General features: G+C 37.2%; 14 protein-coding genes and 1 tRNA gene. 13 read left to right on the plus strand and 2 right to left on the minus strand.

What is annotated here, in order from left to right; genetic code table 11:
* Nucleotides 1–67: 67 nt before the first annotated feature.
* The 11 genes from rpsF to CP355_RS04625 all read left to right on the plus strand — a co-directional run bounded on the left by rpsF (nt 68) and on the right by CP355_RS04625 (nt 9055).
* Complete coding sequence (gene rpsF, locus CP355_RS04575; protein ID WP_098036449.1) at nt 68–364, plus strand: 30S ribosomal protein S6; 297 nt, start codon at nt 68–70, stop codon at nt 362–364.
* A 45-nt stretch (nt 365–409) separates the two neighbouring features.
* Nucleotides 410–931, plus strand: coding sequence for a single-stranded DNA-binding protein (ssb, locus tag CP355_RS04580; RefSeq protein WP_087235765.1), 522 nt, complete (start codon nt 410–412; stop codon nt 929–931).
* Between the two features lie 27 nt (nt 932–958).
* A complete protein-coding gene (gene rpsR, locus CP355_RS04585) occupies nt 959–1195 on the plus strand; it encodes a 30S ribosomal protein S18 (RefSeq protein ID WP_003549366.1) in 237 nt (78 codons plus the stop codon).
* Nucleotides 1196–1330: 135 nt separating this feature from the next.
* The gene (locus CP355_RS04590) at nt 1331–3352 is read left to right on the plus strand and encodes a DHH family phosphoesterase (RefSeq protein WP_098036448.1); all 2022 of its coding nucleotides are present in this window, start codon (nt 1331–1333) and stop codon (nt 3350–3352) included.
* Between the two features lie 11 nt (nt 3353–3363).
* Nucleotides 3364–3819, plus strand: coding sequence for a 50S ribosomal protein L9 (gene rplI / locus CP355_RS04595; protein ID WP_087363427.1), 456 nt, complete (start codon nt 3364–3366; stop codon nt 3817–3819).
* A gap of 31 nt (nt 3820–3850) precedes the next feature.
* Nucleotides 3851–5245, plus strand: a complete 1395-nt coding sequence (dnaB, locus tag CP355_RS04600; RefSeq protein WP_087176507.1) for a replicative DNA helicase — start codon at nt 3851–3853, stop codon at nt 5243–5245.
* Between the two features lie 225 nt (nt 5246–5470).
* Complete coding sequence (locus CP355_RS04605; protein ID WP_098043989.1) at nt 5471–6403, plus strand: phosphate/phosphite/phosphonate ABC transporter substrate-binding protein; 933 nt, start codon at nt 5471–5473, stop codon at nt 6401–6403.
* Between the two features lie 91 nt (nt 6404–6494).
* On the plus strand, nt 6495–7424 hold the full coding sequence (locus tag CP355_RS04610) for a DegV family protein (protein ID WP_098043990.1): 930 nt from the start codon (nt 6495–6497) through the stop codon (nt 7422–7424).
* 117 nt (nt 7425–7541) lie between these two features.
* Nucleotides 7542–8420 (plus strand): ROK family protein, encoded by an 879-nt coding sequence (locus CP355_RS04615; RefSeq protein ID WP_098043991.1) that lies wholly within the window; start codon nt 7542–7544, stop codon nt 8418–8420.
* Nucleotides 8421–8572: 152 nt separating this feature from the next.
* Nucleotides 8573–8743, plus strand: coding sequence for a CsbD family protein (locus CP355_RS04620; RefSeq protein WP_098043992.1), 171 nt, complete (start codon nt 8573–8575; stop codon nt 8741–8743).
* Between the two features lie 51 nt (nt 8744–8794).
* Nucleotides 8795–9055, plus strand: coding sequence for a GlsB/YeaQ/YmgE family stress response membrane protein (locus tag CP355_RS04625; protein ID WP_087176503.1), 261 nt, complete (start codon nt 8795–8797; stop codon nt 9053–9055).
* A 61-nt stretch (nt 9056–9116) separates the two neighbouring features.
* Here the strand turns inward: CP355_RS04625 and CP355_RS04630 are convergent, their stop codons facing one another.
* Entirely contained in the window at nt 9117–10346 is a 1230-nt protein-coding gene (locus CP355_RS04630) for a DUF2974 domain-containing protein (RefSeq protein ID WP_098036444.1), read from the minus strand.
* 83 nt (nt 10347–10429) lie between these two features.
* Nucleotides 10430–11134, minus strand: coding sequence for an MgtC/SapB family protein (locus CP355_RS04635; RefSeq protein WP_087176501.1), 705 nt, complete (start codon nt 11132–11134; stop codon nt 10430–10432).
* 163 nt (nt 11135–11297) lie between these two features.
* Between CP355_RS04635 and CP355_RS04640 the strand changes: the two genes are divergently transcribed.
* Both CP355_RS04640 and CP355_RS04645 read left to right on the plus strand, forming a co-directional pair.
* Nucleotides 11298–11370, plus strand: a tRNA-Thr gene (locus CP355_RS04640).
* Nucleotides 11371–11725: 355 nt separating this feature from the next.
* A complete protein-coding gene (locus tag CP355_RS04645) occupies nt 11726–12559 on the plus strand; it encodes a helix-turn-helix domain-containing protein (RefSeq protein ID WP_007127152.1) in 834 nt (277 codons plus the stop codon).
* The last annotated feature ends 451 nt before the right edge of the window (nt 12560–13010 follow it).

A 13010-nucleotide genomic window follows, 5' to 3' on the forward strand; every position in this document is an offset into this window, starting at 1 on the left:
TATTTCAATTACTCCTTGTTCTTGATTTTAGCAAGAACCATATAGTCCAAAAGGAGGTGCATTAGTCATGGCAACTACAAAGTACGAAGTAACTTACATTATCAAGCCTGATGTTGATGAAGAATCAAAGAAGGCCCTCGTAGAAAACTACGACAAGGTTATCGCTGATAACGGTGGTACTATGGTAGAATCCAAAGACTGGGGCAAGCGTCGTTTCGCATATGAAATTGATAAGTATCGTGAAGGTACTTACCACATTATGACTTTCACTGCTGACAACGCTGACGCAGTTAACGAATTTAGCCGTTTGTCAAAGATTGACAGCGCTATCTTACGTTCAATGACCGTTAAGTTAGACAAGTAATTTTAATTTATTGTTTTCGTGATTTAGGAAAGGAAGGACATAAGTATGATTAATAGAGTTGTACTTGTTGGCCGTTTAACACGTGATCCTGAATTGCGTACTACTGGGAGTGGAATCTCGGTTGCTACGTTTACTCTTGCTGTTGACCGTCAATTTACAAATAGCCAAGGTGAGAGGGGCGCGGACTTTATCAGCTGTGTAATTTGGAGAAAATCTGCAGAAAACTTCTGTAACTTTACTTCAAAGGGTTCATTAGTTGGTATTGATGGCCGTATTCAAACCAGAAGTTATGACAATAAAGATGGGCAAAGAGTATATGTAACTGAAGTTGTTGTTGATAACTTCGCATTGCTCGAATCACGCAAGGATCGTGAAGCCCGCGGTCAAAATGGTGGTTATACACCAAATACTGGAAATGCTGGTGCTCCAAGCACTAACAACTTCCAAAATAATGGTGGATCACAAAATACTACTCAGAATACTAATAATCAATCAAACAACGCTCAAGATCCATTCGCAGGATCTGGCGATCCGATTGATATTTCTGATGATGATCTTCCATTCTAAAAATATTTAAAGAAAGGATTCTAGAACATGGCTCAACAAAGAAGAGGCGGCCGTCGTCGTCGTAAGGTTGACTACATTGCAGCTAACCACATCGATTACGTTGACTACAAGGATGTCGATCTGTTGAAACGTTTTATCTCAGAAAGAGGTAAGATTTTACCACGTCGTGTTACTGGCACTAGTGCTAAGAACCAACGTAAAGTTGCAAATGCTATTAAGAGAGCTCGTATCATGGGCTTGTTACCATTTGTTGCTGAAGACTAATTAAAATTAGATCGAATACAAACCAAAAGGACAGGATTATTTCCTGCCCTTTTTTAGTGCCATTTTTTCATTCATAACGCGTAATAATGTATAATTGATACTGATATATTTTACCTTGTAATAGGAAGGATCTTCATGAAAGATTTTTTACGTAAGCTTGAATTGCCTGAATTTATTAAAGATTCGCGATTAACAGCTTCCGTAGTAATCATTTTAGTACTTTCTTTAGTGGGAAGTATTATTGCGATGATTATGAGTCCATTATTTGGTTTAGCAATGGTGCTAATTTTTATTATGTCTGTTGCTTTTGCCATTTATGGAACCTACATTTTGGCAGGTAAGGCAACTAATTTTGCCGTTAATCTGTCTTACCGAATAAAACGTAGTGAGCAAGAAGCCATGATCAAGATGCCACTCGGTATTTTGCTCTATGATTCTGATCATCAGATTCAATGGGTGAATCCTTATTTGCAATTGTATCTTAAAGATACGGATTTAGTAGGTCACACAATTGAAGCTGTAGATCCAGATCTGAATAAATTGTTGAATGAAGCGATTGAAGCTAAAACCTCAGAAAACCATATAGTTAATTGGGATGGACACCGTTTTGAAATGGTGGTCCAAGATGATTTGGGCGTAATTTATCTGCTAGATATTACGCGTTATGCAAAAATCGAAGATAAGTATGAAGCTGAGCGTCTGGCTATTGGACAGATCTTTATTGATAATTATGATGAGTTAAGCGAAACAATGCATGATCAGGAACTGACCAGCATGAGTTCATATGTACAAAACACGTTAAGTAATTATGCTAAGAAGTTTAAGGCATATTTAAAGCGGATCGATGAAGATCACTTTTTACTGCTAGTACATATGCAAGATTTAGCTGAGATGGAAAAGGATAAGTTCTCTGTCTTAGATAAAGTACGACAAGAAACTAGCCGTAACAACACTCCGCTTACCTTGTCAGTCGGGATTGCCTTCGGCTCCGATTCACTCTCTGAAATTGCCAACCAGGCACAATCTAATCTTGATTTAGCCTTAGGTCGAGGCGGGGATCAAGTTGTACTTCGTCAACCGGGCAAGGATGCACGCTTTTATGGTGGTAAATCCAACCCAATGGAGAAGCGAACTAGAGTCAGAGCTAGAATGGTCTCTCAAGCAATTAGTGAACTATTCAAAGATGCGGACCGTGTTTTCGTCGTTGGACATCAGCGTCCAGACATGGACTCAGTTGGTAGTGGTATTGGTGTCGTAAAGTTGGCTCGCCTTCATGGCGTAAAAGCTAATTTTGTTTTAGATACTAATAAAACAAATTATGACGTAGGGCGCTTAGTGATCAGAATGCAACAGAAGAATCAGGATAAAGATATTTTTATCAGTCCTGAGGAGGCTCTAGCTGAAGCAACTGATAAATCAATGTTGGTTATGGTTGATCACTCTAAGTATTCAATTACTTATTCTCAAGCCTTGTATGATCGTTTGAAGAATAGAATTATCGTAATTGATCACCATAGACGTGGTGAAGAGTTCCCAGAGAATCCAATGCTTACCTATGTTGAACCATATGCTTCTTCAGCCTGTGAGTTGGTTACTGAAATGATCGAGTATCAACAGCCAGCGCAAGGCAAGCAAGTTTTAACAGATCTAGAAGCAACTGCAATGCTTGCCGGTATCGTAGTTGATTCTAAAGAATTCTCGCTTAGAACGGGGACTCGAACCTTTGATGCCGCAAGTTACTTGCGGTCAATCGGCGCTGATTCAGCTGTGGTAAGTTCACTGCTCAAGGAAGATATTGATAGTTTCCTTGAGAGAACACATTTGGTTGCTACATTGAAGATGGTAAAGCCGCATATGGCTGTTTTGTGTGGACCTGATGATAAGATTATCGATCCAATTATCACGGCTCAAGCAGCTGATACGGCACTTGATTTGGAAAATGTGGGTGCTAGTTTTGCCATTACTCGGCGCACTCCAGACACTATCGGTATTTCTGCACGTTCAATGGGTAAGATTAATGTGCAGATTATTATGGAAAAGCTGGGCGGTGGCGGCCATCTTTCTAATGCGGCTACTCAGATTAAAGGTGTTACTATTGAAGAAGCAAGAGCAAAATTGCTTCAAGCAATTGATGAATACGAAAAGGAAAATGAATAAAGGAGAACAAAATGAAGGTTATTTTTACACAAGACGTTAGAGGTCGTGGCAAGCGTGGACAAGTTAAGGAAGTTCCAGATGGATATGCACAAAACTATTTAATCAAGCGTGGCTTGGCTAAGGCAGCTACCAAGGGTAACATGAATACCTTAAAGCGTGTAGAAGCTAACGAAAAGGCTGCTTACGAAGCTGAAAAGGCAGAAGCTAAAAAGATTAAGGCAGAGCTTGAAAAAGACGATACAATCGTTAACTTCAAGTCAAAGGCTGGTACAGATTCACGTTTGTTTGGTTCAATTTCAAGCAAGAAGATTGTAGAAGGCCTTGAAAAGCAATATGGTATCAAGGTTGATAAGCGCAAGTTGAACTTGCCAGAACCAATCAAGACTTTAGGTTACACTAATGTTCACGCTAAGTTGTTCAAGGGTGTTGAAGCTACTATTCGTGTACACGTTACTGAACAAGACTAATTTTATTTTTGATAAAAAGTGGTTGTGATTGATGGATAATATTGTTTCTCAACAAATTCCACACGACTCAGATGCCGAAAAGGCTGTTCTGGGCGCGATTTTTATTGATCCAGAAGCAATTGCTGATGCGAGTGCGGTAGTTCAACCGGAAGATTTTTATGAAAGAGCAAATCAGATCATCTATCAAGCGATGCTGGATTTGTCAGATCGCGGGGATGCAATTGATCCGCTGACTCTTCAAGATGAACTAAATAAGAGAAATCAGCTAGATGACATTGGTGGGATTAGTTATGTTTCAGAATTAGCACTGGCAACGCCTACCGCCGCGCACGTTACTTACTATGCGCAAATTGTGCACCGAAAGGCGTTATTGCGCAGACTGATTTCTGCTAGTCAAAAGATTATTTCTAACGCAATTGATGGTTCAGATGATGTAACTGATATTCTTGATGACGCGGAAAGCGAAATTATGAATGTCTCATCAGAAAATAATAGTGGTGGTTTCAGAACAATCAAAGAAATCGTTAATTCCACTATTAAGGATATTAATAATATCCCTGATGACGGCAACATGGTTACAGGATTGCCAACAGGATTCGCTGAGCTGGATAAGATGACGACTGGTTTTCATGATGATGAATTGATCATTATCGCTGCAAGGCCTGGTGTAGGTAAGACGTCATTTGCATTGAATGTGGCACAGTTTGTGGGGCTGCATACGGATAAAACCGTGGCGATGTTTTCTCTAGAAATGAGTGGAGAACAGTTAGTTCAAAGAATGTTAGCATCCTTAGGACTAATAGATTCTCAGCATTTAAGAACAGGTCAGCTGGATGAAGAAGAATGGCGCAAGTTAGTAATTGCGTCAGGCTCGCTTGCTAACACGGATATTTTTATCGATGATACTCCGGGTATTAAAATGAGTGAAATCCGTGCAAAAGCCAGAAGATTAGCCAAAGAAAAAGGTAATCTGGGGCTAATTGTAATCGACTACCTGCAGCTGATTGAAGGTCCACGTAGTGAATCACGGCAACAAGAAGTTTCCGCAATCTCACGTCAATTGAAAAAGCTGGCTAAGGAACTTCACGTGCCCGTTATTGCCCTTTCCCAGTTATCACGGTCGGTTGAGCAGAGGCAGGATAAACGGCCTGTATTGTCCGATATTCGTGAATCTGGGTCAATTGAACAGGATGCCGATATTGTATCTTTCTTATATCGTGATGACTATTACCGCGATGAACCCGAAGATAATGAAAATAGCGGTAGCAGTAGTGAAGTCGGAGCAGAAGACGATAACGGTGAAGTTGAAGTAATTATTGAAAAGAACCGTTCAGGTAGTCGTGGGACTGTTAAATTAATGTTCTCGAAGCCATATAACCGCTTCTCGAACCTGGATTATGCTCATGATGATCCTGATGGCAATTAAGCACATGTTAAAAGCATGTGCTTTTTTATTTATTAAGAATATTCAAAATCCGAATATTAAATGATGAACGTTGATATCACAGCAAATATAAAATAAATATCAGAACAATGGCCATAAATATAAATAATATAATTCGTATTTTATATTGAAATCTAGCATTTTTTCTGTTATACCTATTTATGTGATGAAACCTATTAATTAATTTTTTGGAGGAATTTCAGGTTTATGAAGTTAAAAAAAGTATTAGTTGGAGCTTTAGCAGTTTTAGCTACTGTTTCACTTGCGGCATGTTCGAACAATCAAAAGAGTAGTTCATCTTCATCAAATGAACCAAAAGAATTGAATGTCGAATTCGTACCAAGTACTCAAGCTAACAAGATGGAAGCTAAGGCCAAGCCACTTGGAACGCTTTTACAAAAGCAATTGCATATTCCAGTTCACGTAACAGTTTCTACAGACTACAGTGGTTTGGTTGAAGCTATGTCATCTAAGAAAGTTGACGTTGGTTTCATGCCACCATATTCTTACATCCTTGCTCATAAACGCGGAATTGCGGACGTACTTTTACAAGCTGAACGTTACGGCTATGATGAACCATCTGGTAAGATGAACCACACTTTGATGCACAAATACCGCGGTATGATCGTGGTTAAGAAGGGTTCTAAAATCAAGTCATGGAAGGACCTTAAAGGTAAAAAGATTGCTATTGGTGATCCAAGTTCTTCATCCGGTTACGTTTACCCAGTTGCGGAACTTTACAAGAAGGGCTTAAATGTTACTAAGGAATGTAAGCTTGTTAACATCAAAGGTGATGATCAAGAAGTTCTTTCAGTATTGAACGGTGACGTTGATGCTGCATTCGTCTTCTCAGATGCACGTAACATCGCAGCTCAAGACGATAAGAAGGCAATGACTGACGTTGTGCCAATCTACTTCACTAAGTGGATTCCTAACGACACCATCGCAGTTAGAAAAGACATGCCTAAGAAGTTCAGGGTTAAATTGGCTAAGGCTTTTAAAAACATTGCCAAATCCAAGAAGGGTAAGCAGATCATTGAAAGTATCTATAACCACTATGGTTATGTAGATGCTAAAGATTCTGATTTTGATGGCTTGCGTAATTATCAAAAGATTGTTAATAAAGCAACTGGCAAATAATGCCTGCATTGAAAAGACTCGCTTTGGTAAAAAGTGGGTCTTTTCTTGTGCGTGATACATCGGTTAAAATAATTAACAAAGGAGAAAAAATATGAAAATCGCCGTTTTAACTGATAGTTCAGCTTATTTAACTAAAGAACAACAGGAAAAATACCATATCGATGTTTTGCCTATTCCTATTATTTGGAATAATAAAACATACCGTGATCTGATTGATATTGGTTACGAAGAGTTTTATCAAAAGCTAAATGAAGAAAAGAACTTGCCAACTACTTCACAGCCATCAATCGGTAATTTACAAAAGAAGATTGATGAATATGTCCAAGAGGGCTACACCGATGTGATTGTAATTACCTTATCTAGTGGTATTTCAAGCTACTATTCTACTGTGCATAGTATCGCTGAAGCCGAAACTAGAATTAAGGTCCATCCTTTTGATAGCAAAATTACGTGTGCTGGTGAGGCAGATTATGCTATCCTTGCAGGACGCCTTGTCGCAGCCGGAGCAGACGTTGATTTAATCATGCATGATTTAACTGACTTGCAGAAAACAATGGATGTGCGCTTTATGGTGGACGATTTAAGCCACTTGAAGCGTACGGGCCGTCTTTCTAATGCAGCTAGTTTTGTAGGTGCTTTATTAAAAATCAAGCCGATTCTTTCAATGGATGTGCAAGCTGAAGGACACATTTCCGCAATTGCTAAAGAACGTCAAACCAAGCGAGCTTATAAGCATATCCAAACAGATTTTGATAATTTAACTAAGAATATGCCATATAAGATTCAATGCACGATTTTTGATTCGCTTGATCCAGATAAAAAAGCGGAGTGGGTCAAGGATTATCAAGCTAAGTTCCCTAAGTATGAATTCAATACTAGCATCATTGGCCCAGTCGTTGGAGTGCACGTTGGACAAGGAACTATGGCGATGATTTGGTGTCGTGAGTTGGATGATTATTTTGATGAAAATGGTCAACCCATCAAAGGAATTGACTCAAAAGAAGTCATAGATAATGCGTAAGTAAAGAAATTTAATTACATATGCATGAAAGCCTTTACACATAAGGGCTTTTTTCTTTATAATAGGTGCAGCACAAAACTATTTGGAGATAAAAATTTTTACGAAAAGGATGAGAATATGTCAGATAAGAAATATGTCGGCAGTATTGAAGCCGGTGGTACTAAATTTATCGTAGCAGTACAAGATGTTGAAACTGGTAAGGAAGTCGCAAGAGACCGTATTCCTACTACCACCAATAAGGAAACCTTGGAAAAGACTGCAGAATTCTTTAAAAAGCACCCAGTTGATGCATTAGGCATTGGTACTTTTGGTCCAATTGATATTAATCCTAAGTCAAAAACTTATGGTTATATTTTGGATACGCCAAAGCCAGGTTGGTCAGGTACTAATGTTAAGGGCTTCTTTGAAAAAGAATTAGGTATTCCTGTAGTAATGACAACTGACGTTAATGCATCATGCTATGGTGAATATGTTGCGCGCGGCCGTGACGATTCTAAGAGTTACTTCTATGCAACTGTAGGTACTGGTGTGGGTGCCGGTATCGTTCAAGGTGGAAAGATGCTTGGGCTTAACAACCACCCTGAAATGGGACACATGCTTGTCCGTCGCTACCCAGGTGATGATTATGAAGGTCACTGTCCATTTCACAACGATGCTTGTGTAGAAGGGATGGCAGCTGGTCCAAGTCTTGAAGGCAGAACTGGTATCCCAGGTGAAAAGCTTTCTCGTGATAATAAGGTCTTCACTTATTCCGCATACTACATTGCACAAATGCTCTTTAACGTTTACATGACTGCTCGTCCAGATGTGATGATCGTGGGTGGTTCTGTATTAAACGAAGACGATTTGACTAAAGCAAGAAAGTTTTTTGACGAATTTAACAACAACTATGTAGCTACTCCAGATTTAAATGAATTAATTGTTCGTCCAGCTGTAGCTAACAATGGTTCAGCTACCTTAGGCGACTTTGAATTAGCTAAGAATTTGCTCAAGTAAAAAACGAAGCAAAAATAAATATGCAACAAAAAGGCTCAACTTGTTAAGAAAGACGTAAGGCGAGCCTTTTTTGACGTAATCGGATACAAATCAGTGTAATATTAAAAACATAGAAAACCTATCACATTATTTTCCCGAAAGGAGTCCTACCTATGAAAAAAACAGATAGTGGCTTAAAAGACAAGGTTATCGGAAAAGTGAAAGAGGTCGAAGGTAAAGTTACCGGCGACAAGGCTCGCGAAGTACAAGGAAAAGCTCAACAAGCTAAGGGTAAAATAAAGGAAAAGGCTAAAAAGTTAAAGGATGATCTTGAAGATCATTAAAATAGCAGTTTGTTTTATTAAACCTTACATGGAAAGAAAATAGGTGATTCTATGTTATATTGGATCTGGGTTTTAATAGTTGGTGCCATAATAGGACTAGCCGCTGGTTTCATAACTGGCAAAGGCGGGTCGATGGGCTTTATAGCTAATACGATAGCTGGGCTAGTTGGCTCAACTCTTGGACAAGCAATCTTTGGTGAATGGGGACCCCAAATGGCTGGCATGGCAATAGTGCCGTCCATATTGGGAGCAATAATATTGGTTGCTTTGGTTTCATTCATCATGAGTATTTTCAATCGACAAACTGAATAAAAACTTAATACTAAAAAAGGACATGCACTTGCATGTCCTTTTTGTTTCATGTGAAACTTTTTTACTTTAATTTTTTGTTTTCCGCATCTTTTTCAGTCTTGAATCTAGTTTTAATTTCTTCAGGCAAAATGCTTGGAACTGAAGTGTCATAGAATTCGTAAAAGATCGGCTTCTTATTTGAGTCGTTGCTTTTTGGATATAGAGCAAAATCTGTTTCAGAAAATGGTAAGCTAATGTTTCCGCGAATTGCGTTAATAATCTCGTTGATCATGTGCAAAATATATTTTCGTGTATCAGGGGTAAGCGACATAATTACGCGGCTAAAGCGAACAGTTCCCAGTAACTTATGAGCAGTTATTTGGAAGACGTCAGTAATATTCAATTCTTCAAATGATTGAAACATAGTGTCCCACAATTCGCCTCGTTGAATATCAGGAATTGTGTGATTGAAATCAATTAGAGAATGGCGCAAAGATCTGGCTCCAGAAGTAAGACCATCAGCTAAAACGAAACTATCGCGACCAACGCTCCAGCGGCGCGGATCGTGTTGCTGAACCATAGAAGCATTGCTTTTAGTAATTAAAACTCGCTCAGGGTGATCTAACATCGCTCCAATAATAGATCCTTCAGGTAGGTATGTCTTCATTTTAGGTAGGGCACGAACAAAGCCGGGAGAACGCCATACTTCACCAAAGAAGCCGGGACCATCAAAACTGATGGCTTTAATAATGCGATCCTGCAATTCAGGTTCAACGACACTTAGAGCATATTCTGCGTAGTTGCCGCCCTTTGAATGACCAGTAAGATAAATTTTATCATTAGGAAATTCTTCGGCCATTTCCCTAAGATAATCGGTGGCGACATCTTGACCATAGATTTTAGGCATGTAATTCATAGTCATGTCTTCATTCCAGCCAATGATAGAACTATCGGTGCCGCGATAAACAATGAGAATAGTATTGGCATTTAGACGAAAAGTAGCGGCAGTAAATTGCAACGGATAAGGATCTTTTTCTAAGCGATTGGTCCAATTTAGGATTTCAACGTTGCCTAGGCGTGGACTTTTAGGTAAAAGCCAAATTTGTGCGCCTGTCTCATCGTGCATTTGTACTTGAAAAGATGGGAGAACGCGCAGTTTTTCTGCAACTTCAGCTAAAGTATGCCCCTTAGCTGATTTGTCTACTGGTAAATAAATTAAAGAAGAAAATAAAGACGCGTCAACGCTATTAAAAGGCTTTTCTTTGAAGGTTAAGTCACCGCGCCAGCGTAAATAATCAAGAGTGCCTGACATATATATGTCCTTTCTGTATTAATATTGATGTATTTTACAGGATCTTTCTTCAAAAGAAAATCTCAAGCAGAATTGCTCGAGATTTAGTTAAGTCCACCGCGTGTGTAACTAATTCGAGTAATATCAGGATACTTGCGCAGTGCCATCACAATGTTGTTTTCATTAATTTTATTATTGATAACGCCATCGACGTAGAATACAATTCTTTCATCGCTAACATCTAGAATTTTTATATTGATGTTTTCAACTTTGTTTTCCTCAAGTTCCTTTTTTATCTTAGATAAAATATGATGCTGGTTAATGGCTTCAATTTGGATATTAAAGCGAACATGAGGTGTGATCTTGCTGATGATCACATCATCGTGGAAGAGCATTTGAATCACAAAGAGAAGGGCTGTAGAAAGAATTCCAATGAAGTACATGCCAGCCCCGATAGCCATTCCGATAGCAGCAGTTGCCCAGACACCAGCCGCGGTGGTTAAACCAGAAATTTGTTCTTTTCTAACTAAAATTGTACCGGCACCAATGAAGGAAATACCAGTAACGATTTGTGCGGCAATTCTGGAAGGATCAAGCGCAATATCGCGCATATTTAAAAGATCTGTAAATCCATACTTAGATACGATCATAAAGAGTGCAGAAGCAATTGCGACTACGATGTGTGTTCTGACTCCTGCGCTTTTTCGTTGAATAGCACGTTCATAACCAATAATCCCACCGCAAAAAGCAGCAACAATAATTCTAAGCAACCAATCTAATTCAGTTGGAATTGGTGCTAGAGTTTGCATAAAATCACTCCTTATTTCATTAAAACTACACATTCATTTTACCGTATAATCAGTGATTTGATAGTTTTGAAAACTTTTTTGAACTTTTTTGCAAAAAAGGCTTGCACAAGTCTAATTCATATGGTTTAATTAATACTGTTGTCGGGTGAGACAACGAAGAGTTGCTGACTTAGCTCAGTTGGCAGAGCACGTCACTAGTAATGATGAGGTCGGAGGTTCGAATCCTCTAGTCAGCATTATAAAGTTTCATTTAGATTGATTAACCTTGATTTATCAACGTTTTACGAAGATAAGTTAAGGTTAATTTTTTTGTATAAATGATTATTTGACACACAGTTTGGCACACGAAAATAGACTGTGTGACAGAAAAATTTTTTGAGGCAAAACAAAGGTTGATATGACGGGCTTTAAGCCCGTTTTTTTGTGTGCAGAGTACAATTTTATGATCAAAATGAAAATAATTGTTGATTTCGCTTGTAAGTTACACATATTAATATTTATAAATTAGATCTTTTTTGAAGTAGAATATTATTATTAGTTATTATATATTTTTGAAGAAATCTTATATTAAGTATATTACTGAGGAATTCTATGAAAATTGGAAAAGCATTACGTGTAGAGCGTCTAAAACTCGGATTAACACAACAACAAATGTGTGAAGGGATTATTAGCAGACCTTTTTATGCTAAAGTTGAAAGTGGGAAAAATAAGATTAATGCAGAAAGTTTATTTCAAATCTTATTTAAACATCAGATTGAAATTGATGACTTTTGCCAACTTATACAAGATACCTATATTACTAAAAATAGAAGGGTTATAAATAAGTTGCAAGAAAGAATGGATTATGCATTTAGTACTAAAGATATTGATTCTTTAATACTAAACTGTAAAAAAATTATGAATGTTCCTGGAGATAGGATTATAAAATTACGAACGTTGGTAGCTATTGCTTATTTTAGAAATGAACTAAATGAGATAGATAACGGGATTAAAAAGAAAATAAAAATAGAATTTAATGAAGGACAGAAATGGACAAAAAGACCAGAATCATTAAGGCTTTTTGCTAATACGATGCCATTATGGTCGCAAGATGAATTAAATTTTTTTATAGGACGATTATTGGCTACAGTCAAAAATGAGAATATTACTGAATTAATGTTAGAAAGGTATTTAAGAATATTTGAAAATTATTTAGCTACCTGTTATGAAAGAAAGATACCAATGAGAAAAAATAGTAATCATATAGAAGAAATAATTGACTATATTACGAATGCAACATCATCAAATGTTCACTTGATGATATATAGAATAAATGCTATTTATATGAAATCATTATTTAAGAATGATAAAGAAAAAGTTACTAAAATCAAGGCAGATATGAATGATTATGGATATGGAAAGCTAACTATTAATTGGCCTAATTGAAATATTGTTAAATAAAAATTTGGTAAATGTGTAAAACTCTAATTGATTATGTTGGGTAAGAATGAACATGATTAATTAGAGCTTTTTATATTTTTAGTAATTTGAATATTTAAATTGTATCTCTTTAGATTATTAATTTTAAATAGATTGTGTATGTAATAAGAATGTGTAACAAATATGATACTAAGAATATTTGATCTTAATTAATTGATTTATTATTAATACAAATAAAGATAAAGGGGGCATCAAAAATGATTTGGTGGGAATTACCAGTACTTTTAGGTTAATTTGAGGCTTATTAAATAGCGTTAAAACTTTTTAAACACTATTTAAAGTAAACTGAAAATTAGTAAGAAGATAAAGAAAGTCACATACTGTGATCCTTAAAACAGATTTGAAACTGTCAAATCTTTTGTGTAAATAGATCTTTCTCGTAAATTGATTTTTTAAT

The organism is Lactobacillus sp. UMNPBX4 (assembly GCF_002554115.1).
Lineage (GTDB): Bacteria > Bacillota > Bacilli > Lactobacillales > Lactobacillaceae > Lactobacillus > Lactobacillus gallinarum.

What these genes read in the sequence shown, in the direction of transcription:
- rpsF (WP_098036449.1), top strand. Translation starts at nt 68, where the DNA reads ATGGCAACTACAAAGTACGAAGTAACTTACATTATCAAGCCTGATGTT.
- ssb (WP_087235765.1), top strand. Translation starts at nt 410, where the DNA reads ATGATTAATAGAGTTGTACTTGTTGGCCGTTTAACACGTGATCCTGAA.
- rpsR (WP_003549366.1), top strand. Translation starts at nt 959, where the DNA reads ATGGCTCAACAAAGAAGAGGCGGCCGTCGTCGTCGTAAGGTTGACTAC.
- CP355_RS04590 (WP_098036448.1), top strand. Translation starts at nt 1,331, where the DNA reads ATGAAAGATTTTTTACGTAAGCTTGAATTGCCTGAATTTATTAAAGAT.
- rplI (WP_087363427.1), top strand. Translation starts at nt 3,364, where the DNA reads ATGAAGGTTATTTTTACACAAGACGTTAGAGGTCGTGGCAAGCGTGGA.
- dnaB (WP_087176507.1), top strand. Translation starts at nt 3,851, where the DNA reads ATGGATAATATTGTTTCTCAACAAATTCCACACGACTCAGATGCCGAA.
- CP355_RS04605 (WP_098043989.1), top strand. Translation starts at nt 5,471, where the DNA reads ATGAAGTTAAAAAAAGTATTAGTTGGAGCTTTAGCAGTTTTAGCTACT.
- CP355_RS04610 (WP_098043990.1), top strand. Translation starts at nt 6,495, where the DNA reads ATGAAAATCGCCGTTTTAACTGATAGTTCAGCTTATTTAACTAAAGAA.
- CP355_RS04615 (WP_098043991.1), top strand. Translation starts at nt 7,542, where the DNA reads ATGTCAGATAAGAAATATGTCGGCAGTATTGAAGCCGGTGGTACTAAA.
- CP355_RS04620 (WP_098043992.1), top strand. Translation starts at nt 8,573, where the DNA reads ATGAAAAAAACAGATAGTGGCTTAAAAGACAAGGTTATCGGAAAAGTG.
- CP355_RS04625 (WP_087176503.1), top strand. Translation starts at nt 8,795, where the DNA reads ATGTTATATTGGATCTGGGTTTTAATAGTTGGTGCCATAATAGGACTA.
- CP355_RS04630 (WP_098036444.1), bottom strand. Translation starts at nt 10,346, where the DNA reads ATGTCAGGCACTCTTGATTATTTACGCTGGCGCGGTGACTTAACCTTC.
- CP355_RS04635 (WP_087176501.1), bottom strand. Translation starts at nt 11,134, where the DNA reads ATGCAAACTCTAGCACCAATTCCAACTGAATTAGATTGGTTGCTTAGA.
- CP355_RS04645 (WP_007127152.1), top strand. Translation starts at nt 11,726, where the DNA reads ATGAAAATTGGAAAAGCATTACGTGTAGAGCGTCTAAAACTCGGATTA.